The sequence below is a fragment of the Vagococcus sp. genome (assembly GCF_052102835.1).
Classification (GTDB): Bacteria; Bacillota; Bacilli; order Lactobacillales; family Vagococcaceae; genus Vagococcus.
Map to the genome: position 1 here is coordinate 40949 of NZ_JBQEIL010000012.1, position 22618 is coordinate 63566.

21 protein-coding genes are annotated in these 22618 nt (G+C 30.5%); all 21 read left to right on the forward strand.

Features of this window, described 5'->3' with window-relative positions:
* Nucleotides 1–2 precede the first annotated feature (2 nt).
* Nucleotides 3–824 carry an ABC transporter permease gene (locus ACTJFD_RS10460; protein ID WP_442261475.1) on the forward strand — a complete coding sequence of 274 codons (822 nt, stop codon included), beginning with the start codon at nucleotides 3–5 and terminating at the stop codon, nucleotides 822–824.
* A gap of 18 nt (nucleotides 825–842) precedes the next feature.
* The gene (locus tag ACTJFD_RS10465; protein ID WP_442261476.1) at nucleotides 843–2009 is read left to right on the forward strand and encodes a CDP-glycerol glycerophosphotransferase family protein; all 1167 of its coding nucleotides are present in this window, start codon (nucleotides 843–845) and stop codon (nucleotides 2007–2009) included.
* 14 nt (nucleotides 2010–2023) lie between these two features.
* Nucleotides 2024–5605: a CDP-glycerol glycerophosphotransferase family protein gene (locus tag ACTJFD_RS10470; protein ID WP_442261477.1), complete on the forward strand. Its 3582-nt coding sequence runs from the start codon at nucleotides 2024–2026 to the stop codon at nucleotides 5603–5605.
* 2 nt (nucleotides 5606–5607) lie between these two features.
* A complete protein-coding gene (locus ACTJFD_RS10475; protein WP_442261478.1) occupies nucleotides 5608–6555 on the forward strand; it encodes an NAD-dependent epimerase/dehydratase family protein in 948 nt (315 codons plus the stop codon).
* A gap of 71 nt (nucleotides 6556–6626) precedes the next feature.
* Entirely contained in the window at nucleotides 6627–7736 is a 1110-nt protein-coding gene (wecB, locus tag ACTJFD_RS10480) for a non-hydrolyzing UDP-N-acetylglucosamine 2-epimerase (RefSeq protein WP_442261479.1), read from the forward strand.
* Nucleotides 7737–7815: 79 nt separating this feature from the next.
* Entirely contained in the window at nucleotides 7816–8733 is a 918-nt protein-coding gene (locus tag ACTJFD_RS10485) for a YveK family protein (protein WP_442261480.1), read from the forward strand.
* A 20-nt stretch (nucleotides 8734–8753) separates the two neighbouring features.
* Nucleotides 8754–9449, forward strand: coding sequence for a CpsD/CapB family tyrosine-protein kinase (locus ACTJFD_RS10490; RefSeq protein WP_442261481.1), 696 nt, complete (start codon nucleotides 8754–8756; stop codon nucleotides 9447–9449).
* A gap of 20 nt (nucleotides 9450–9469) precedes the next feature.
* Nucleotides 9470–10252 carry a tyrosine-protein phosphatase gene (locus ACTJFD_RS10495; protein WP_442261482.1) on the forward strand — a complete coding sequence of 261 codons (783 nt, stop codon included), beginning with the start codon at nucleotides 9470–9472 and terminating at the stop codon, nucleotides 10250–10252.
* 119 nt (nucleotides 10253–10371) lie between these two features.
* The gene (locus tag ACTJFD_RS10500) at nucleotides 10372–11016 is read left to right on the forward strand and encodes a sugar transferase (protein WP_442261483.1); all 645 of its coding nucleotides are present in this window, start codon (nucleotides 10372–10374) and stop codon (nucleotides 11014–11016) included.
* Between the two features lie 54 nt (nucleotides 11017–11070).
* A complete protein-coding gene (gene pssD / locus ACTJFD_RS10505; protein WP_442261496.1) occupies nucleotides 11071–11520 on the forward strand; it encodes a PssD/Cps14F family polysaccharide biosynthesis glycosyltransferase in 450 nt (149 codons plus the stop codon).
* On the forward strand, nucleotides 11520–12008 hold the full coding sequence (locus tag ACTJFD_RS10510; RefSeq protein WP_442261484.1) for a glycosyltransferase: 489 nt from the start codon (nucleotides 11520–11522) through the stop codon (nucleotides 12006–12008). Before pssD ends, ACTJFD_RS10510 begins: the two co-directional genes overlap by 1 nt.
* 3 nt (nucleotides 12009–12011) lie before the next feature.
* The gene (locus tag ACTJFD_RS10515) at nucleotides 12012–12752 is read left to right on the forward strand and encodes a glycosyltransferase family 32 protein (protein WP_442261485.1); all 741 of its coding nucleotides are present in this window, start codon (nucleotides 12012–12014) and stop codon (nucleotides 12750–12752) included.
* Between the two features lie 18 nt (nucleotides 12753–12770).
* Entirely contained in the window at nucleotides 12771–13784 is a 1014-nt protein-coding gene (locus ACTJFD_RS10520) for a Stealth CR1 domain-containing protein (protein WP_442261486.1), read from the forward strand.
* On the forward strand, nucleotides 13771–14904 hold the full coding sequence (locus tag ACTJFD_RS10525) for a hypothetical protein (protein WP_442261487.1): 1134 nt from the start codon (nucleotides 13771–13773) through the stop codon (nucleotides 14902–14904). The genes ACTJFD_RS10520 and ACTJFD_RS10525 overlap by 14 nt, the downstream gene beginning before the upstream one ends.
* On the forward strand, nucleotides 14894–15850 hold the full coding sequence (locus tag ACTJFD_RS10530) for a glycosyltransferase family 2 protein (protein ID WP_442261488.1): 957 nt from the start codon (nucleotides 14894–14896) through the stop codon (nucleotides 15848–15850). The genes ACTJFD_RS10525 and ACTJFD_RS10530 overlap by 11 nt, the downstream gene beginning before the upstream one ends.
* A gap of 51 nt (nucleotides 15851–15901) precedes the next feature.
* Nucleotides 15902–16771: a glycosyltransferase family A protein gene (locus ACTJFD_RS10535; RefSeq protein WP_442261489.1), complete on the forward strand. Its 870-nt coding sequence runs from the start codon at nucleotides 15902–15904 to the stop codon at nucleotides 16769–16771.
* A gap of 20 nt (nucleotides 16772–16791) precedes the next feature.
* Complete coding sequence (locus tag ACTJFD_RS10540) at nucleotides 16792–17928, forward strand: polysaccharide pyruvyl transferase family protein (protein ID WP_442261490.1); 1137 nt, start codon at nucleotides 16792–16794, stop codon at nucleotides 17926–17928.
* Nucleotides 17925–19433 (forward strand): lipopolysaccharide biosynthesis protein, encoded by a 1509-nt coding sequence (locus ACTJFD_RS10545; protein ID WP_442261491.1) that lies wholly within the window; start codon nucleotides 17925–17927, stop codon nucleotides 19431–19433. The genes ACTJFD_RS10540 and ACTJFD_RS10545 overlap by 4 nt, the downstream gene beginning before the upstream one ends.
* Before the next feature lies 1 nt (nucleotide 19434).
* On the forward strand, nucleotides 19435–20832 hold the full coding sequence (locus ACTJFD_RS10550) for a Coenzyme F420 hydrogenase/dehydrogenase, beta subunit C-terminal domain (protein ID WP_442261492.1): 1398 nt from the start codon (nucleotides 19435–19437) through the stop codon (nucleotides 20830–20832).
* A gap of 43 nt (nucleotides 20833–20875) precedes the next feature.
* Nucleotides 20876–21850, forward strand: a complete 975-nt coding sequence (rfbB, locus tag ACTJFD_RS10555) for a dTDP-glucose 4,6-dehydratase (protein ID WP_442261493.1) — start codon at nucleotides 20876–20878, stop codon at nucleotides 21848–21850.
* Nucleotides 21851–22155: 305 nt separating this feature from the next.
* A complete protein-coding gene (locus tag ACTJFD_RS10560; protein WP_442261494.1) occupies nucleotides 22156–22572 on the forward strand; it encodes a hypothetical protein in 417 nt (138 codons plus the stop codon).
* Nucleotides 22573–22618 lie beyond the last annotated feature (46 nt).

Genomic DNA, 22618 nt, shown 5'->3' on the forward strand with positions numbered 1-22618 from the left:
AAGTGAATGATGCAAAAGCAATAATTTTAGAGCAATTTAAAAATTTTGGGATTATTCGACGAATATCTAAGTATGAAGAAAAAGCAACATATCAAAGTCATTACTTAGGTTTAGTTTGGCAGTTTTTAAATCCAGCGATTCAAATTGGAATTTACTATCTTGTCTTTGGTTTAGGGGTTCATCAAGGTCGAATGATTGATGGCGTTCCTTATATAATCTGGATGTTAGTTGGGATTATTGCCTGGTTCTTTATTAATAGTTCGATTTTAGGTGGGTCAAACAGTATCTATAAACAAGTCGGAATGGTTTCAAAAATGAAATTTCCGGTCAGTATCTTACCGTCCGTTAACATGGCAAGTAATTTTGTTTCTTACCGTGCGATGATGTTATTACTTTTGGCGGCCATGTTTGCCTTCAAAATAACCCCAACAATTTATTGGTTACAATATTTTTATTATTTCTTTTGTATGGTTGCTTTTCTCTTTGCCTTTGGTATTTTAAATTCAACCATTACTGTTTTAGTAAGAGATTATCACATTATGTTGCAATCGATTTTAAGATTACTGTTTTATTTATCCGGTCCAATTTGGGATTTTTCAACTATGCCAATGTTCAAAGGACGTCATGCTTGGTTTATTCATATTTTAGAATTAAACCCGCTGTATTATATTATTAATGGGTTTAGAGATTCGTTTATGTCCAAAGCTTGGTTTTGGGAAAAGGGGTCACAAACGGCGTTCTTCTGGCTAATTGTTGGAATTTTATTGTTTGTTGGCTCACATATCCATATGAAATTTAGAGCACGATTTGTTGACTTTATTTAATTGAAGGAGTTTATCACGATGCGAAAATTAGTTGAACAATTGATTTGTTTTACTTTTAAAATAGTGGGACATTTTCAAAAAAAAAAGCTTGTTTATTTTGAAAGTTTCCACGGGAAGCAATACAGTGATAATCCACGAGCCATCTACCAGTTTATGAAAAAGCATTACCCAGATTATACGTTGATTTGGGGGGTGAGCAAAGGATATGAAGCGACGTTCGAAGCGCTTCATATCCCTTTTGTCACTCGCTTTTCAATAAAGTGGTTTTTTATTATGCCACGAGCCGCTTTTTGGGTTATCAATACACGAACGCCCCTTTGGCTAGCTAAAAATAAAAAGACGGTTTATTTACAAACTTGGCATGGAACCCCTTTGAAAAAAATAGGGTGTGATATTCCAGATGTAAAAATTCCCGGTTACACAAAAGAAAGCTATCTTGAGGAGTTTACCAAAGAAGCAAAACGTTGGGATTTATTGCTATCACCTAACGCTTATTCTTCCGAAATATTTAGACAAGCCTTTCGTTACAATGGTATAATTAAAGAATATGGTTATCCTAGAAATGATCAGCTAGTAAATGCTTTAGAAAATCAAAAGAAATGTAACCTTTTGAAAGAAAAAATCGGTGTTTCGTTAGATAAAAAAATTGTATTATATGCCCCTACTTGGCGTGAAACGGAACAATGGGTAAACGGACATTATGAGTTTACACAACCTTTTCCGTTTGAAAAATTAATCGAAGTCTTTGGTGAAGAAGTTGTTTTTTTAGTGCGCATGCATTATTTAGTGGCACAACAATTTGACTTTTCGAGTAATGCTGACCAAATGATTGATGTTTCTGATTATTTGGATATGAGTGATTTACTATTAGTGAGTGATCTTTTGATTACGGATTATTCATCCTGCATGTTTGACTACGTGTTAACCGATCGTCCGATTATTTATTACCTTCCCGATCAAGAAGACTATCAAAATGAATTAAGAGGTTTTTATTTTGACCTCGAACAAGAATTACCGGGACCGATAGTGGTAACCCCCGTCGAATTGATCGAACAATTAAAACAATGGCAAGTGGAGCCAAATAGATTAAAGAGCAGTCAATATCAGACATTTAAACAAAAATTTACCTCGTGTGAAACGGGTGAAGCCGCTAAGAAAATTAGCGCAGATATGCTGAATGACTGAAAGGAGAATGAACGTTGGGGCTTACGAACAACATAAAAAGACTCGTGACACCGGCATTACGACCGGTACTATCAAAAACAGGTAAAATTGTGGATCGTTATACACAATTTTATAAAACAGAAACGATTGAGAAGAAGACTTTCTTTTATGAAAGTCGGGATGGTCAATCGATGACGGATTCGCCTTTAGCAATATTTGAATATTTGCTTGAAAAAGATTTTGAAAAGGAATACCAACATATTTGGTGTTACGTTCCTTCTGATGAGATGTCTCGAATGATGGAAAACTATGCAAAGGTATCAAATGTTACTTTTGTCGAGCGAAATTCAGAGGACTACTTACGTTGGTTAAATCGCGCAGAGTATTTGATTAATAATGCGACTTTTCAAGAATTTGTTTCGATAAAAAAAGAGCAAACGTACATTAATACTTGGCACGGGACGCCACTCAAGACCATGGGTTTTGATATTCCGGGGAATCCTTCGGGCTCAAAAAATGTTGTCCGTAATTTTTATATGGCGGACTACTTATTAAGTCCCAATCCACACACGACAGAAATGTTTTTAGATAGTTTTCGTTTGCGTGACGGGTACGAAGGAAAAATCCTAGAGTCTGGTTACCCAAGAATTGATCAAACTTTTTCGAAAAATTTTGATGATTTATTGAAACGTTTATTTGAATTTAAAGTTCAAATTGATTTAAGTAAAAAGATTTTACTTTATACGCCAACTTGGAAAGGGTCAAATGTCAATAATGCACGCAACGATATTGAGCAGATTCATCAAGAAATGACGCTGATTCGTACTGAATTAGGTGATGACTATAATGTTTTAGTTAAAATTCATCCCTTTTTATATAAGAAAGCCAAAGAATACCTACCCTTGAAGCCGTATCTTATTCCTGATTGTTTAGATACGAATAAAGTCTTGGGAATTGTAGATGTTTTGGTAACTGATTATTCGAGTATCTTTTTTGATTATTTAGTAACGGATCGTCCGATTTTATTTTATTGTTGGGATGATGACCTTTACACAACAGGGCGAGGACAGTACTTTGCTTATGATGAACTACCAGGACCCGTTAGTTTTACTATCAGTCACTTGATAGATAATCTTAAGAATCTCGCTGAGGTCACGGAGCAATCAAGACCTAATTATGAACGTTTTAAAACTCGTTTTACAAAGGTTGATGATGGTTTAGCAACAAAACGTTACCTTGATTATATCCTTTATGGTGAAGAGTCGGAAAAACTGACCATTATTGACCGCAACCAAGAAAAAGAAAAACTCCTCTTTTACGGAGGTGGGATGCGAAGTAATGGGATTACGAGTAGTTTCCTTAATCTCATTCAAAACATTGATTTTACTCGCTATGACGTGACGTGTATTTTGGATCAACCACGAACAAAAGATCAAATAAATAATATAAGTGCCTTGCCGCGAGAAACCCACTTGCTCTTTCGTTTTGGACACACATTGTATAGTCGAAAGGAAGCGTATCTTGACTTATACTTTACCTCACGTGGAATGACTAAATATAATCAAGAGAAGTACCCAGAAGTCATTTACGAACGAGAAGCGTCACGCTTACTTGGTAAACAAACGTTTATCGCAGCAATCGATTTTAGTGGTTATAGTTTCTTTTGGTCGAAATTAATCTTAGCAAGTCCAGCGCAAAAACATTTTTGTTACATGCATAGTGATATGGCCTCGGATAAAGAACGCGTGGTCAATGGGCGTAAAATCCATAAAGTGAATTTAAATGGCTTGTTTAGTGTCTATCATCGGTTTGATCAGTTGGTATCAGTGTCAGAGATTACCCGTGACACAAACCGAGAAAAACTAGCCAAGTATGCATTGCCAGAACAATTTAGTTATTCAGTCAATACGATTAACCCAGATCGAATATTAGGAAAAGAAACGGAGCCGGTCGAATCTTCCTCTCTTGAACCATTAAAAACAAAAATTAAGGTTCGCGAGGCTACTTTGGATCATTCATTAAGTGAGCCCGTTACTTTACACGATGCCCGTCCTGATTTTAGTTATAGTGAGGCTTTTTCTTATCAGTTCTATCAACCGGATGTAATGACGTTAGGTTACGTTGAACTTGGTGAAACAATCTACTATAAAATCAGTCAAGATAATCGTTATCTTGGTTGGATTAATGGCGAACATTTGACCGTTTTTGAAGATAAAGTGATAGCCCGTGAAGCCGTTTCTTACTACGGTAGTATAGCGACTCGTTATTTTAATGATATTTTTAGTGAGCCTGTTGGCTTAGAAACTTCAAATAAGTTAAGTAATGCGCGTTATTTAAGAAATCTCTATGTTCAAATTCCAGAAGTGGTGACAACCTACACGACACAATCTGTTCCTATTATCTTAAAAGGGAAACAGTTAGGTTGGATTCCTTTATCAAATATTCGTTTGTCGAATCGCTTTAATGGCACTGGAAACCGTAAGCATCTGCCTTTAAAAATGAAACTTGGACGAGGACTATTGACACCCTATAATCATTTTAAAAATCGTAAAAAAATACGTGAAATTGCTTTTCAACCGACTAAATCTCAACCGTTTGGACGCTACTTAACACAGCTTAACCAACAAGATATTCTTGGATATCGGAAACCGAACAAAGAGATGAAAGCTGAAAATTTAGGACAGTTAGATAAGGTTTATATCGAATCACTTGTGACAAATTATCAAGGCGGTTGGTATGTTTTAAAATTACCAATACAAGGTAGATATTTTATACCAAAAGAAAGCGTCGAGTTAGTTGAATTGACGGCAACCGAAATATACGTTCGTCAGACCGCCTATTATATGGTTAACTTAGTGTCTGAACAAGTGACTGTATATGGAAATGAAGAAGCAATCCTTTCAAATAATGGGACGTTGGTTCAAGCGATTCCGACAGCCAAAGTTCTCGAAGAGTTAATCACGACTAACGATGAAACGTATCTTTTATTACAGTGGGCAGATAAACAAGTCTGGGTTTCAGAAGCAGAAACAGAAAAAAGTGATGCGACTGGGATGTTAAATAATCAAGGCAACTATATTCCTTACCCTGATCATTTGGAAACCAACTTTGTTACCATGGGGCGTTTGTCACCTGAGAAAAATCAAATCATGTTAGTGGAAGCATTTGCTGAGTATTATAAAGAAAAAGGGCAAGGACGTCTCTACTTGATAGGATCAGGACCAGAAGAAGAAAAACTACGGGAAAAGGTTGCAGAGGAGCAACTCGAAGAACAAGTTATTTTTACAGGACAAATGTCAAATCCTTTTGGTTTCATTGCGAAATGTGATATTTTTATGTTGACCTCTTTTTATGAAGGACAACCAATGGTATTATTAGAAGCAATGACATTGGGTAAAAAAATTATTTCAACAGATATTCCAGCCTGTCGCTATGTTTTAGAAGATGGCGCCTATGGCTATCTATCTAAAAGTAATGATGTGATTGGAATTAAAGATAGCATGTTGGCTGTGACTGAGGATGAGCTAACGTTTAAAGTATTTGATCCCTATGCCTATAATAGACAGGCAGTTGAAGAGTTTTATCAACTGTTAGCACCAAAACCTAAGGAGGTTTAAACATGTTAAATTATCTAGTAACAGGGGGAGCCGGTTTTATCGGTTCCAACCTGGTGAATCAATTAAGTCAAAAACATCAAGTCACGGTGATTGATGATTTATCAATGGGCCAAAAAACGAATCTTGAAATGAATGACAACCTTACTTTTATCGAAGGAGATGTTACGGATCAAGAAATGATGACGGCTTTACTTAGTCAAACAACGTTCGATTATATTTTTCATCTAGCAGCGATTGCAAGTGTCGCTGACTCAGTGGAACGCCCGATGGAAACCCATCAGGTCAACTTTGTGAGTGTTTTAAATCTCTTAGAGCTCGTTCGTGAGTACCAACCGAACTTAAAACGTTTAGTCTTTTCATCTTCGGCAGCTGTCTATGGCGATGAACCAACGCTACCCAAAGAGGAAGAATCGATTATTCGACCTTTAACGCCGTATGCGATTGATAAATTTGCTGCTGAAAAATATGTACTAGCGTATAATAATTTATACAACGTTCCAACAGCAGCCGTTCGTTTTTTTAACGTTTACGGACCGAATCAAAATCCTGCGTCACCTTATTCAGGAGTAATCTCGATTATGTTAGACCGGTATACAGCTTTAAAAAATCAAGAAGCTGTTTCTTTCACCCTTTTTGGAGATGGGCAACAATCAAGAGATTTTGTTTTTGTGGAAGATGTCTTGCAAGCCTTACTCTTAGTGGCGACGAAGGAAGAAGCACGTGGAGAAGTTTTCAACGTGGGACGGAGTGACCAAACGAGCTTAATCAATTTAATTGAGACTTTGAATGAGTTAACTGCTTTAAATCTACCAGTGGACTATCAAGACAAGCGTTCGGGAGATATTCAAGATTCGTATGCTAATATCACAAAATTGAAAAGTATCGGCTATGAACCAGCATTTACTTTACAAGCGGGTTTAAAAAAATATTTAGAATCGCTCGCTTTTTAATTAAATAATTTAGAGTGAGTCAGGAGCCGGGTAAAAACTCCCGGCTTTTTTTTCAAGAAAGGATGATAGTGATGGGGAAAAAGAAAGTGATGAGTATTTTTGGTACTCGACCAGAAGCCGTTAAGATGGCACCAGTGGTTAAAGAATTAGAAAAATATCCAGAGAGTTTTGAGTCGGTTGTCGTTGTGACAGCCCAACACCGTGAGATGTTAGACCAAGTGCTCTCTTTTTTTAAGATTACACCCGATTATGACTTAAATATCATGAAACAAAATCAAAGCTTAGCCGAGATGACCAGTCGTGTGTTAATGAAGCTTGATAAGATTTTAGAACAAGAGAAACCGGATGTGGTTTTAGTTCATGGTGATCCGACCACTTCTTTTGTGGCAAGTTTGGCTGCCTTTTATCACCAAATTAAAATTGGTCATGTCGAAGCAGGACTACGAACATGGGATAAATACGCTCCATTTCCAGAAGAAATGAATCGTCAAATGACGGATTGTTTGGCTGATTATTACTTTGCTCCAACGGAACTAAGTCGAGAAAATTTATTAAAAAGTAATATCGCTCCAGAAAAGATTTTTGTTACGGGAAATACAGTTATTGATGCTTTAAAAGCAACGACCCTTTTAGGCTTTTCTCATCCTATTATGAGTAAATGGCAACCAGATTCTAAAAAGATTTTGTTGACGATGCATCGTCGTGAGAATCTAGGTCAACCGATGCGAGATGTCTTTACAGCGGTTCGAAAATTTGTCGAAACACATGAAAAAGTGGAAGTAATCTACCCTGTACACCCTAACCCTAAAGTGTCTGATTTGGCAGAAGAAATATTAGGCAATCATCCAGCAATTCATTTGATAGAACCACTTGATGTTGTTGATTTCCATAACTGTATGAACCAAGTCGATTTCATTATGAGTGACTCTGGCGGTGTTCAAGAGGAAGCGCCATCATTAGGGAAAAAAGTTTTAGTTCTACGTGATAAAACAGAACGTCCAGAGGGAATAAAAACAGGTGTCTTAAAACTGGTTGGAACAGATTCAGAAAAAGTGTATAATGAAATGGATGAGTTATTGAATCAACTTAAAACCAATAACAACAAGGGTTTTGGAAGTAATCCCTATGGTGATGGCGAGGCAAGTCAGCAGATTATCAAGGTTTTGAAACGTGTTCTTTAACGGGTAACCATTGTATACAATAACTATTTTTGTTAAAATGATTGTGTTGTTTTTATATATTTTTAAATTGGAGGAAAAAATGGAAGAGACGATTAGTTTACAAGATATTTTTAAATTATTAAAACAAAAAATGATTTTTATCTTAACCGCAATGTTGATTGGTTTAGGGGTTTCAGCAGTTGTGACATTTTTTGTTATTACACCTAAATATAGTGCAAGCACTCAATTAATTGCGACGTTTCCACAAAGTGAGAATGTCAATACAGACAATATTCAAACAAACCTAATGATGATTAACACGTATAAGGACTTTATTGGGGGCAATGTCGTCACCGAAGCTGCCCAAGAAAAACTAGGGAAAACGACGAGTTTTAAACGAACATCGGATGAAATAAAAGGGATGGTATCCGTTGAACAAACTCAAAACTCACAAATGTTTTCAATCAAGGTATTATCTGAAAATCCAACCGAAGCGACTCAGTTAGCTAATATTATTGCGAGTATTTTTCAAGACAAAGCTAAAAAGTATACAAATGTCGATAAAGTGTCAGTGATTTCAAAAGCAGACCGTCCACAAAAACCAGTTTCACCCAATAAGTTACTAAACTTAGTCATTGGACTTGTTTTAGGTGTTATTGTCGGAATTGGACTTGCTTTTTTAAGTGAGCTTCTAAACCGTACAGTAAAATCAGAATCGTACCTCGTTGATGAATTAGGCTTGCCTATTTTAGGTGTGATACCAAAACTAGAACGAAAAGAAATTCTTAATTTTAGAAAAGAACAAGATCGTGCTTTTAGAACCGGTGATTTTTATTTAGAAGAAGATGCTTATACTATGAGTAAAGATTTGGTTGATGGCCTGGAAGAGGATCCTTTTGGTGAGGGAACAACTCCCGCACAAACTAAGTTTGAAACGCCGGACTATTTTTCAGATGCAGGCACAAGAGATTATTTGAATCAAGACTCACAAGATCATGATCCTTTTGGTCGACTATAAAAACAAAGGAGGACTATAAAATGGTTAGAAATAATAAAAAATTAGAAAAGTCAGAAGCATCAACGCTTTTTACCATAGCGTCACCAAAGTCACCCGTAACAGAACAGTTTAAAACGGTACGGACGAATATAAAATTTGCACAGTCGGATACACCCATCCAAAGTATCGTTGTTACATCATCTGGACCAAGTGAAGGAAAATCAACCTTATCGTCAAATCTTGCTGTTGCTTTTGCTCAATCCGGAGCTCGTACAATATTAGTGGATGCTGACATGCGGCGTCCGGTCGTCCATACGACTTTTGACCTGGAAAACCAAGTGGGCTTATCTAGTTTACTGAGTGTTCGACGTTTAACAATGAAAGATGCAATCCAAGAGACCGATGTTCCGAATCTTTCCATCATGACGAGTGGACCGAAAGCGCCCAATCCATCAGAAATATTATCGTCTCATCGGATGCGTCGTGTGATTGAATTACTTAAAAAAAGATATGATTTTATTATTTTTGATATGCCACCTTTAGTTAACGTGACGGATGCACAAATTGTCAGTTCACAGGTCGATGGTGTGATTTTATCAGTTAAAGAAGGTGTCACGGAAAAACCAATGCTAAACAAAGCAACCTCATTGTTACGCCAAGTCGATGCAAATGTGATAGGCGCTGTTTATATCGGGGCAGTAGCAGATGCGAGTTATGGTTATTATTATTATTCTTAAGATAAGGAGGGGAGAAATCGATGACGATTGATATTCATTGTCACATTTTACCAGGGGTGGATGACGGAGCACAGGAATTGGAAAATTCATTAGCGATGGCAGAAGTTGCCGTAGCGGAGGGAATTACCCACATTTTGTGTACACCGCATCATAATAATGGGGTTTATATGAACCCGAAGAATGAAACGATTCGTCGTATTGCTTCTTTACAGGAGGAGTTTGACCGACGTAAGATTCCAATTACTCTTTTTGAAGGCCAAGAAATTAGGTTGTCCGCTGATTTGACCCATCGGATTGAAGCTCAAGATATTCTCTTTGCTGATTTAACAGATACCTATTTGTTGATTGAATTCCCGTCTAGTCATATTCCTGCGTATGCTGAACAAGTTTTGTTTGAGTTGTGTGCGAATGGTTATCGACCGATTATTGTCCATCCAGAAAGAAACGCACAAATTATCAAAGAACCCAATGACTTAGTGCCATTTTTGGAAATGGGCTGCTTATCACAAGTCACGAATGCGAGTTTTTTAGGATTGTTTGGTCGGGACATCGAGAAGACTTCCCATCTTTTAATTAAGCATAATATGGTTCATTTGTTGGCATCAGATGCTCATTATCATGAGGGAAGACGTGGTTTTCACAGTTTAGAAGCACTGGAATTGCTAGAAAAAGAGTTTGGTCGTAGTAAACGTGAGATGTTTGAAAAAAATGCGCGTAGTGTGGTGAGTGGTGAAAAGATTGAGGTACCAAAACCAGTCATGCATGAGATGAAATGGTATCAAAGGTTAGGGTTGTTTAAGTAGAATATTAGGAGAATAATAATTTTTTGGGGAAATTATTATTCTTCTAATTAACATACTAAAAGTTAAAATTAAAAAGATTTATTTATATTTTAAGCAAAATTATTGGGGGAGTTGTTGGTATGATGAATCAAGAGGAAAGAATCAAAATTAAAAATAACGTATCATTTTTAATTTTGAAAAGAGGAATAGATTTATTCGGCTCAATTGTTGGGCTTGTTTTATTATCGCCATTATTCTTGATTATTTTTATATTGATGCAACTAGAAGAAAAAGGAGCTCCTTTTATATATTGCCAAAAAAGAGTAGGAAAAGATGGTATAGAGTTTAAAATGTATAAAATAAGATCGATGTGTTTAGGTGCAGATAAGCAATTGGCTGATTTACTTGAGTTTAATGAAATAGAAGGTGCCATGTTTAAAATGAAAGAAGATCCAAGAGTAACAAAGGTTGGCAAGTTCATAAGAAAAACAAGTATTGACGAGTTTCCTCAGCTGTTGAATGTTTTAAAAGGGGAAATGTCTTTAGTAGGGCCTCGACCGCCGTTACCAAGAGAAGTACTAGATTACTCTAATTATGATATGCAAAGGTTGTTGGTTATTCCTGGTTGTACGGGACCTTGGCAAATAAGTGGAAGAAATGATGTAGGTTTTAAAGAAATGGTTGAGTTGGATTTAGGTTATATAGAAAATCAAAGCATAAAAAATGATATTTTGATTTTAATAAATACTATATATGTTATCTTAAAACCAAATAGTGCATATTAAAATTTCTTTTAAAATTATGCCATTAATGATAGGAGTATTGTAATGAAAAAAGAAATGAAAGTTTGTTTAGTGGGATCAAGTGGTGGACACTTAGCACATTTATATCTTTTAAAAAAATTTTGGAAAGATAAAGAAAGGATTTGGGTAACTTTTGATAAACAGGATTCTAGAAGTATTTTAAAACAAGAAAAGGTATATCATTGCCATTTTCCAACGAATAGAAATTTTAAAAATCTTTTTCTTAACACTATCCTTGCTTGGAAAGTGTTAAGAAAGGAAAAACCAGATTTAATCATATCTTCCGGTGCAGCGGTAGCAATTCCTTTTTTTTATTTATCAAAATTATTTAAATGTAAAACTATTTATATAGAAGTTTTTGATAGAATAGATACGCCAACGCTTACTGGTAAAATTGTTTATCCAGTAGCAGATAAGTTTGTTGTTCAATGGGAAGATATGAAAAAAGTTTATCCAAAAGCAATAAATTTTGGAGGTATCTTTTAATGATTTTTGTAACAGTGGGAACTCATGAACAACAATTTAATAGACTGCTGCAAGAAATAGATAGGTTGAAAAAAAATAAAATGATAGAAGATAATGTTTTTATACAGACAGGATACTCTGATTATTTACCCAAATATTGTGATTATGAAAATTTTTTATCTTATGAAGATATGAGAAATTATATAAAAAATTCGGAAGTTATAATAACGCATGGTGGTCCATCAAGTTTTATGCAAGTTTTAAGTTATGAAAAAACACCGATAGTAGTACCAAGATTTAAAAAATATAATGAACATGTAAATAATCATCAAGTTGATTTTGTTAAGAAATTAGTGGCTGAAAATTTTAATTTACGATTAGTATTAGATGTATCTACATTATTTAATGTTATACAAGATGCAAAAGTAAATACAAAAAAATTTGAATCATCAAACGACTTTTTTAATAATCAATTAGAAGAAATAGCTTTGAATTTGTTAGGAGTATAGAAAATGATACCTAAAAAAATACATTATTGTTGGTTTGGTAATAATAAATTACCAGAAACAGTTGAATATTGTATTAATAGTTGGAAACAAAAATGCCCTGACTATGAGATAATACAATGGAATGAATCTAATTATGATGTTAATAAAATTAAATATATAAAAGAAGCATATTCAAAAAAAAAATACGCTTTTGTATCTGATTATGCTCGTTTAGATATAGTTTATAATCATGGTGGCATATATCTAGATACTGATGTTGAATTAATAAAAAATTTAGATGCTTTTTTAGATTGTCAATGTTTTATGGGATTAGAATTACCGGGAAGAGTAAATACAGGATTAGGTTTTGGTGCGATAAAAAAAAGTAACTTTATTAAAAATAATATGAAAAAATATGAAGATCTTTCCTTTATTGTTAAAGGAAAGATAATTGAGAAAACTTGTGTTGAATATACATTAGAATGTTTAGCAGTCACTGATTTTAATTCAACAAACAAAAAATTTGTTTTAGAAGATATAATAATTTATCCGACCGATTATTTCTGTCCGTTAAGTATGAAAACTAACAAATTAAAAATTACAAATAATACGGTTTCAATTCATCATTATAACGCAACATGGGTTTCTGGTAATAAAAAAATTAAAAAAAAGTTAATACCACTTAAAATTTTATTGAGAAATATTATAGATAATTTATTCGGGCAAGGAATGTATGACAAAATAAAAAAAAACATAAAATATTAAAGTGAAAGGAGGTATTCTGTGGAAATAGATTTTGTAGTTACTTGGGTAGACAGTGAAGATTTGGAATGGTTGAATAACAAAAAGAAATATCAAAACAGTACTTCAAATAATAATTTAAATGGAGACAGTAGATACCGTAATTTAGATACTTTTAAATATTGGTTCAGATCAATTGAAAAGTATGCACCTTGGGTAAATAAAATTTATTTAATTACAGTGGGGCACTATCCAAAATGGTTGGATATAGAACATGAAAAACTAGTTTTAGTTAGACATGATGAATTTATACCAAAAGAATACTTACCAACATTTAATTCAAATGTAATCGAGTTAAATTTACATAGAATTGAAAATTTAACAGAAAAATTTGTTTTATTTAATGACGATGTTTTTTTGAATTCTTCAGTTGAACCAGAAGATTTTTTTAAAGAAGATTTACCTAGAGAGTTAGCCGTATACTCGTTAGTAAGTCCCGTTGATGAGTTCTCTATGATCATGTTAAATAACGTAAGAATAATAAATAAATATTTTAATAAATATAAAAATATTAAGAAAAATTTTTTTAATATTTTTAATTTTCTTTATGGTATTAATAACTTTCGAACAATATATACATTAATAACAAAATCATATACTGGATATTACGAACAACACATTACTTCATCGATGTTAAAATCAACTTACATTAAATTATGGGATTTAGAATATGAATTATTAGATAAAACATCTAAACATAAATTTAGAGAAATGACAGATGTAAATCAATGGTTACTTAAATATTGGAATATTGAAACGGGTAATTTTATTCCAAGAAAAAGCAGTTTTGGAGTTGCTTACTCAATAGATAAAACAGATAAAATAAGTAAAACTTTTAATAAAAAGAGGAAAAAGGTTATTTGTTTAAATGATGTAGACATAGAAGAAGTAAAATTAACAGATATAATAAAAGAAAATGTTTTTTTATTGGAAAAAAAATTTCCAGAAAAATCTTCGTTTGAAAATATGAAGAGGTGCAAAAATGAAGAGAATTGAACAACAATTAGGATCTGGTGTATCTTATATTTATTGTTTATTTATTTTGACTTATTTTATAATAAAAGCAACTAGTTTAGATAGTAATAATCTTTTTAATATAACTGGAAAATTAAGTATGTTAACAGTCTATGTTTATTTGTTATTCGTAATTATAATAACACCAAAACCATTAAAGGTTTGGGTACTATTCATGGTAAGTTTTACACTATCCTTAATATCTTCATATATAACTGGTAATAAAGATATAATTCTTTTTTTTATGTTTTTTTTCGCTTCATTTGATGTTAATTTTAAGAAATTTATTAAAGTTGATTTTTATACGAGGTTAGTGTGTTTAATAATCGTTTTTTTATTGAATCATATAAATGTTATAGATAATGTAATATTGTATAGAGATGGTGTGGTGAGGCAATCATTGGGCTTTTATCATCCAAACACTTTAGGACTGTTTATTTTTTCTATTTTTATTGATTATGTAATTTTAAGATGGAAAAAAATTAATGTTTTAGATATATTAGTCATCATATCTACTATTCTTTTTCTTTATATTTACCCAAACTCACTGTCAACGATAGTGGTGTTAGTAATATCACTTATCTACATTATATTTGATAAGTTTATAAAAATTGAAAAAATTAATAAGTTTTTAGTTTTTACACCTATTATATTTACAATAATATCAGTTTATTTGGCTGTAATGGGAAATACATTAAAATTGATAATTTTAAATTATGATAAACTTTTTACGGGTAGACTATGGTATTTTAGATATTTATTTGAAAATTATGGTTTTACAATTTATGGAGAAAAAATATTAGAATTAGATTCTACTTATGCAATCAATAGAATGTTTAATGTCAGATACTTAGATAATTCATATTTGTCTTTATCAATTAGATATGGAGTAATATTACTATTTGTTTTTATGTATATTTTACTATCATTAGGAAAAAAATTTGTTAGAAATGAACAATCAGAATATGTATTTATGATTGTAGCTTTATCAATTTATTCTTTTACAGAAAATATTTTGTTTAGACCTGAATTTGTAGTTCTTTGTTTAATGGGATCATTTTATTTTACGTTTAAAAAGGAGTTAATAAAATATGATACCTAAGATTACAGTGATTTTGCCAATGTATAATTCAGAAAAATGGTTGGTAAGGTGTCTCAATTCAATAAGAAATCAAACTTATTCAAATTTTGAAGTGATAGTAGTTGATGACGGTTCCACAGATTCATCTAAATTATTATATCTGAATACCTGTAAGTTTGATGAACGATTTACATATATTTACCAAGAAAATAGAGGAGTTTCAGCAGCTAGAAATAGAGGGATAGATCAAGCTACAGGTGAATTTATATGCTTTGTTGATTCAGATGATTACTTGTTGAAAAATTTTTTAAAGAATATGTTAGATTTATTTGAAGGTGAAATTGAGTTTGTATCATCCGGATACATAGAGAATATAGGTAATAATATTGAAAAAGTAAGACTTATGAATGGATATAATGAAGTATATAGTAGAAATAAGCTATTACAATTGTGTATAGAAGATATAAATATATATGGGTTTTGCTGGAATAAAATGTATAAAAAGGATGTTATAATACATAACAAGATATCTTTTAATGAAGATATTCATTTTGCTGAAGATTTACTATTTAATATTAATTATATAAGCAATATTAAATCCGGAAAAATTGGTCTTTTTTCTGAATATATTTATTTCTATAATGAATCAAGTGCAATGAGAAAAGAAATTGATAAAACCACATTAAAAAAAAGATTAAGTATGATAGAAGCTTGGATTGATATATTAAATATTTTGGAAAATATTGGATACCCAAATAGAGTATATTTAAAAAGAAGGATAGTAAAAGATACCTCCTACTATTATAGATTATCCGTTAATAGAAAATTAGGATATAAAAGGTCATTGAAAAAATATAGTAAAAAATTTTATGAATTTAAAGATTATTCATTTAAAGAAAATACAAAGATTTTTTTAAATTTTTTTTTACCAAACATTGTTTGTTTTGTTTTAAAATTTACTAAATAGTTAAAATCATACTGTATGTATAATTTAGAGGTGAGAGAAATATTAACTGTAGTGACACCAACTTTTAATAGAGAAAATGAATTGAATAAACTATATAAATCTCTATTGAAGCAAACTAATAAAGATTTTATATGGTTGGTTATAGATGATGGTTCGAAAGATAATACTAAAAAATTGATATTGTCTTTCAAATCAGAGGATTTGATAAAAATAGATTATATTTATCAAGATAATATGGGAAAGCAGAGTGCGATTAATTTAGCTGTGAACCTTGTAAAAACAAAATGGTTATTAATTTTAGATAGTGATGATTGGTTAATAAAAAATGCAGTGGAAATTATATATGACCATTTAAATAAAATCTCTATTGAGCATAATGGGGTAGTATTTCCAAAAAGGAATTTAAAAAACTCTAATAATGTTATTGATTTTAAAAAAATAAAAGCGGAGTTTAGTTGCTCCGATATTTTAGATTTAAAATATATTTTTAATAGAAATATTGAGACAATTTCAGTTATAAAAACTGAATTATTGAAGAAAAATAATACTCCTGTTTTTAAAGGTGAAAAATTTTTAGATGAAACGTATTTTTATTATAGGTTGTCAGAAGTAGGTTGTTTTTTAGTATCGCACCAACCTATTTATGAATTTGAATATTTAGAGAATGGTTGGACTAATAATATAACTCAAATTTGGATAGAAAACCCAAAGGGTTCACTTTTTTCTATCTTCTATGGTAAAAAATATGTAAAAGAGCATCTTACAGGAATAAAAAGAATTAAGAGTTTAACTAAGTTATGGATTAGAGAAATAGTAATGAAATATTATAGTAAGGATATAAAATTAAATTTTGTTGAGTATTTTTTATTACTTCCTAGTTTTATCGCTTTTAGTTATTATAAATTTAAAAAATCTATTTAATAAAGTTGGGTGAGGTGCTAATGAAAGAGAAAGTAGCGATTTGTACAATAAATGATAATAATAATTACGGAAATAGGTTACAAAATTATGCATTACAAGAGGTAATAAAAAGCTTAGGATATGAAGTAAAAACTATAAAAAATAATTATACTAAACAGGAAAAAGTAATAGAAAAAATAATAAGTAGAGATATTTTATTTAAATTAAAAAGAAAAATAAAAAAAATGGTGAAAAAAGATAATGAAGAAAATGTGGAACTAAAAAAAAACAATAAACTTAGGAAAGAAAAATTTGATAGTTTTACGAAAAATTATATATTAGAATATGAAAAATCTATTGAAAAAAAGAATATAGAATCTGCATATAATGAAGTTAATACATTTGTTGTAGGGAGTGACCAGGTATGGAATTATGAATTTTCAAGATTTTCGGAATTGAATTTTGTTCCATATAAAAATGAAAGCCAGAATTTAATAAGTTATGCAGCTAGCTTTGGTGTTTCATTTGTGCCAAATGGACTTAAGAGAATGTATAAAGAAAATTTAAAAAGGTTCGATTCAATAAGTGTTAGAGAACTTGAAGGAAAAAAAATTGTAGATACTCTATTGGAAAACAATACAACAAAGGTAGTGTTAGATCCAACACTTTTATTAGAAAAAGAAAAATGGGAAGAGTTTTCAAAAGATAGTGAGCTTAATATTTTTGATGATTATATATTGACTTATTTTTTAGGTGAATTAAGTGAGAAAGATATTGATTATATACATAAACTTTCGGATGAAAAGAAGTTGAAAATATTAAACTTAAATGATAATAACAATGACTTATTATGGACTGCCGGACCGTTAGAGTTTGTTAGTTTGTTTAAAAATGCTTCTATTGTTTTGACAGATTCTTACCATGCATGTATCTTTTCAATTATTTTTGAAAAACAATTTGAAGTATTTGAAAGAAATTCAAATTACACGTCAATGAATTCTAGAATGGTAACCTTATTTGAAGAATTAAGTCTATTCAATTGTTGGCATGGTTCTAATGGAAAGACAATTACTATAGATTATGTAAAAGTTAATAAAATATTGGAGATGAAAAAGAAAGATTCCCTCTTATTTTTAGAAGAATCGCTAAAGTTATATAAGAAAGATGTTTTTAAATGAATTCTCAAATAAAAAGTGGAGCAGTATTATCATATCTTAATATTTTTATTAAAAATATTATATCGTTTATGTACACCCCATTTTTATTGAAATTTGTTGGTCAAGATCAATATGGCTTATTCCAAATGACAAATTCTGTTATTTTAAGTTTAGGAATCTTATCAATGGGGTTATCTAGCGCATATGTAAAGTTCTATATATCATTTAAAGTAAAAGAAGATGAAGAAAATATAAACAAGTTGAATGCTCTATATCTGATAATGTTTACTATTATTTCAATTTTGGCATTGATAATTGGAATAATATTATCCTTTAATGTAAATAAGATATTTAATAAGTCTTTTACTCTAGATGAACTTGAATTAACAAAAATATTAATGTTTATTCTTACGATTAATTTATCGATAGCTTTTATATCATCAGTTTTTGATTCTAATATCATTGTTAATGAAAAATTCAGATTTCAACAAATAAGACAATTAATTCAAAGTGTATTAGTTCCAATTATTTCGGTTCCATTAATATTATTAGGAGGGAATATATTAGTCATTGGGGTTTCTCAAACGATAGTGACTATTATTTTTCTTATAATGAATATAGAGTATTGTCGAAAACATTTATTTATGAAATTTGAATTTAAAAATCTTACATTTGCTTTATTAAAACCACTATTTATATTTTCATTCTATATTTTATTGAATCAAATTGTAGATATGATAAATAACAATGCACCGAGTTTCATTATAGGGATGATCATGGGAGCAAAAAGTGTTGCAACTTTTTCTATTGCAATTCAAATTAAAAATATGTTTTTTATGCTATCAACAGCACTTTCATCTTTATTTGTTCCAAGAGTAAATAAGTTAGTTAATCTTGAAACAAGTAAAGAAAAACTAACAGATTTAATGATTAAAGTTGGTAGATTACAAATGTCATTACTCTTTTTTATTTTGGGTGGATTTATAATTGTTGGTCCATTTTTTATAGAAAAATGGGCTGGAACTGAAAATAAAGAAGCTTATATTTTGATTATATTAATGGTTTTACCTTCAATTATTCCACTTTCTCAAAATATTGGTATAGAAATACAGAGAGCAATGAATAAGCATATTTTTCGTTCAATATCTTATAGTGTTTTTGCGATTTTAAATATAATAGTAACAATAATAGGTACAAATTTATGGGGTATTAAAGGTGCAACTTTAGGATATATATTAAGTATTACTGTAGCTAATGGAATATTAATGAACTGGTATTATCATTTTAAAATAAAGGTAAATATGATTAAATATTGGATGGAAACGATAAAAGTGGTTATTCCATTTATAGTCTCTTGCGTTTTTATGGGAATAATAGTCTTTTTTAAGAAAATAGATTCTATATATTTGTTTTTGTGCTTTGGTTTTCTTTATATTGCTATCTATAGTTTTATATTTTATTTTTTTACAGCTAATGAATTTGAAAAAAAACAATTAAAATCTGTTATTTATTTGAGAAGGAGTTAATATGAAAGAGTTTGAAATAAATAAAGTGTTTTCTAGTGATTATGATTTTGGTACAGGAGTAGCTCCTTTTTTAAATGAAAAATTGTATATGAATTTAAATAGATATGGGGAATATAAAACGTGTTTTTTAAAAGATAAAGAATATTTTTCTGAAGATGAGCTGACTTTATTGAAGAAAACAAACTGTTTGATTTCTGATATGAATGAAAATGAAGTTTCAGATAATTTATTTAAAGAAATAGAAGGAATTAAATTTGATACTCGTATAGGATATTATAAAGGACTCTATGCAGGCTATGTATCAGAAGGTAATTTTAGAGAAAATGGAAGTTCAGGAGGATTAGGGACTTGGATTTTTACTGAGTTATTGAGATTAGGATATATAGACAGTATTATACATGTTAAACAATCAAATAATTCAAATATATTATTTGAATATACTATATCTAAAAATAAAAAAGATATAATTAATGGAGCTAAAACAAAATATTATCCAGTCGAGTTATCAGAAGTATTAAAATTAGTTAAAGAAGTTCCTGGAAAATACGCAGTAATTGGTGTGCCTAGCTTTATAATGGAGTTACGACTATTATCAAAAGTTGATGTAGTCATTAATGAAAGAATAAAATATATGATCGGATTAATATGTGGGCATCAAAAATCTTCAAAATATTCTGATTTTTTAGCATGGCAATGTGGAATAAAACCGGGTGAACTGTCCAATATTGATTATAGGAAAAAAAATGAAAATGATCCTGCTAATTCTTATTCAATTGAAGTTTCAGGAAAAGTAAATGGAGAAAGTAAGAAAATAGTAAAAAAAATGAGTGAATTATATGGAGGCGATTGGGGAAAGGGATTTTTTAAAGTAAGAGCTTCAGATTTTTCTGATGATGTTATGAATGAAACTGCTGATATTACGCTGGGAGATGCTTGGTTACCTAAATATACTTTGGATAGTGAAGGAAATAATATTGTTATAGTTAGAAATGAAGTTTTATATAAAATAATAAAAATAGCTATATCTGAAGGACGTTTGAAATTAGATGAAGTAAGTGTTGATACAATAGCTCAATCTCAATCTTCACATTATCAACATAGTCAAGATGAATTAGCCTATCGTTTATATAAAAAGAAGAAAAAAGAACAATGGTTTCCCAAAAAGAGAATCAGTCCATCAAATAAAATATCGTATACGAGAAGAAAAATACAAGATGTCAGAGAAAAATACTGCTTTAAAACGAGAAAATCATTTATCGAAGCTGTTAATAAAAATAATTATAAAATATTTCTCAAAAGACTATATATTATAGATTTAGAGTATAGGTTTATATATAAAATTATATGGTTGAAAAATAAAATAAAACGTAAATTTGTTGCTGCTAATTTAGTTGAATAGGCTACTTATTTTATTATAGTAATTAAGGAAGTGGTAACTTTTCATGAATACTTTATTCATCTCAGGCGGTGCTGGTTTTATTGGTAGTAATTTTGTGAGATATATGTTAAAAAAATATCCAGAATATATAATAATTAATTATGATTTATTAACATATGCGGGCAATATTGAAAATATTATAGATTTGATGTCTAATCCAAAACATTTATTTATTCAAGGAGATATTAATGATAAGGATTTACTAAAAAGAGTGATGAAAGAAAACTCAATTGATATCATAATTAATTTTGCAGCAGAGTCTCATGTTGACCGTAGTATTTTAGATTCATCAGTTTTTATTGAAACTAATGTCTTAGGTACCGTTTCGTTATTAGAGATGGCGAAAACATTTAAAGTAAAAAAATACATTCAAATTTCAACAGATGAAGTTTATGGCAGTTTAGGAATAAAGGGTTTATTTTCAGAAGAAAGCCCACTAAAACCTAATAATCCTTACGCAGCAAGTAAAGCGAGTGCTGATTTACTGACGCTATCTTACTATCAAACCTATGGATTGGATATAAATATTACGAGAAGTTCTAATAATTATGGACCTCACCAACATCCCGAAAAATTAATACCTTTGATGATTACTAATGCAATGCAGAATAAAATATTACCTGTTTATGGAGATGGTGAGAATATTCGTGATTGGCTCCATGTCACTGATCATTGTCGGGCAATTGATTTAGTATTGCATAAAGGAATTAAAGGAGCAGTTTATAATATTGGCGGAAATAATGAAAGAACAAATAATAAAATTGTTGATCTGATTATTTCTGAATTAAAAGTATCAAAAGATTTAAAAAACTTTGTTGCTGATCGATTAGGCCATGATCGTCGTTATGCGATTGATGCTACTAAAATAGAAACGGAATTAGGTTGGAAATCAAATGTTGACTTTGAGCAAAGTTTGAAAGAAACGATTGAATGGTACAGTAGTAATGAACAATGGTGGAAACCATTAGTAAATGAATAATTTTATTTAAAAATTCGATATAATCTAACCTCTTAAAGTGAGTAAAATCATTTTAAGGGGTTATTTAGTGCTTTTTTAAAAACTTAAGTTATTTTAACGTCGTATAACGGAGCTTTTAAATTGCATGAAATGAATTCTAAAGTAGAATATACAACCTCTAAAAGAACGTTTTTTATTAATATGTAAATAAAGATGCTTTAATGATATAATAAAATATATAATTAGGGTATTTTGAACTTTAATTAAAAAGTGTAAAGAATAATTTGTTTTTATTAAATAGTTTATATTTTGGAGGTAGCTAAAACATGAAGAAAAAAAATATTAAAAAAAGGATGTTACTCTGTTTATTTGTGAGTCTGAGCATAGCGTTTGGAATGCAAGTTAATGCTGAAGAAACATTAGATGCAGGAAAAACAGAAAAACAGTGGGAAAACACAATTGAGGCAGCCCAACAAAGAACGTTAGAACGTCTTCAAAGTAGAAGTAGTAAGCCTAGAATAAAAGCTCATAAAGCAAGAGTGTCTTCTTCAAAAAGTCAGGTCATTACATTTAATGAAGAGCCAACAGCAGAAATTTTAACTGGTGATTATGAATTAGGATTTGATGAGACGAATGACCAAGGTTTTGATACTGATGATCAAAATGATCGTGTTCGTAGTTTCGATCGCTTGTTTTATACTTTTAGTGTGAATATTTCCTCATTAGATGGCAAGTGTCAATAGCGGTTTAAAAATGTAGGTTTATGGCGGTTTGAAATTGTCGGAAAAA

Coding starts and splice junctions, on each gene's coding strand:
- ACTJFD_RS10540 (WP_442261490.1), top strand. CDS start 16,792: ATGAAAGAGAAAGTAGCGATTTGTACAATAAATGATAATAATAATTAC.
- wecB (WP_442261479.1), top strand. CDS start 6,627: ATGGGGAAAAAGAAAGTGATGAGTATTTTTGGTACTCGACCAGAAGCC.
- ACTJFD_RS10490 (WP_442261481.1), top strand. CDS start 8,754: ATGGTTAGAAATAATAAAAAATTAGAAAAGTCAGAAGCATCAACGCTT.
- ACTJFD_RS10465 (WP_442261476.1), top strand. CDS start 843: ATGCGAAAATTAGTTGAACAATTGATTTGTTTTACTTTTAAAATAGTG.
- ACTJFD_RS10500 (WP_442261483.1), top strand. CDS start 10,372: ATGATGAATCAAGAGGAAAGAATCAAAATTAAAAATAACGTATCATTT.
- ACTJFD_RS10495 (WP_442261482.1), top strand. CDS start 9,470: ATGACGATTGATATTCATTGTCACATTTTACCAGGGGTGGATGACGGA.
- ACTJFD_RS10560 (WP_442261494.1), top strand. CDS start 22,156: ATGAAGAAAAAAAATATTAAAAAAAGGATGTTACTCTGTTTATTTGTG.
- ACTJFD_RS10515 (WP_442261485.1), top strand. CDS start 12,012: ATGATACCTAAAAAAATACATTATTGTTGGTTTGGTAATAATAAATTA.
- ACTJFD_RS10530 (WP_442261488.1), top strand. CDS start 14,894: ATGATACCTAAGATTACAGTGATTTTGCCAATGTATAATTCAGAAAAA.
- ACTJFD_RS10545 (WP_442261491.1), top strand. CDS start 17,925: ATGAATTCTCAAATAAAAAGTGGAGCAGTATTATCATATCTTAATATT.
- pssD (WP_442261496.1), top strand. CDS start 11,071: ATGAAAGTTTGTTTAGTGGGATCAAGTGGTGGACACTTAGCACATTTA.
- ACTJFD_RS10550 (WP_442261492.1), top strand. CDS start 19,435: ATGAAAGAGTTTGAAATAAATAAAGTGTTTTCTAGTGATTATGATTTT.
- ACTJFD_RS10475 (WP_442261478.1), top strand. CDS start 5,608: ATGTTAAATTATCTAGTAACAGGGGGAGCCGGTTTTATCGGTTCCAAC.
- ACTJFD_RS10485 (WP_442261480.1), top strand. CDS start 7,816: ATGGAAGAGACGATTAGTTTACAAGATATTTTTAAATTATTAAAACAA.
- ACTJFD_RS10525 (WP_442261487.1), top strand. CDS start 13,771: ATGAAGAGAATTGAACAACAATTAGGATCTGGTGTATCTTATATTTAT.
- ACTJFD_RS10510 (WP_442261484.1), top strand. CDS start 11,520: ATGATTTTTGTAACAGTGGGAACTCATGAACAACAATTTAATAGACTG.
- rfbB (WP_442261493.1), top strand. CDS start 20,876: ATGAATACTTTATTCATCTCAGGCGGTGCTGGTTTTATTGGTAGTAAT.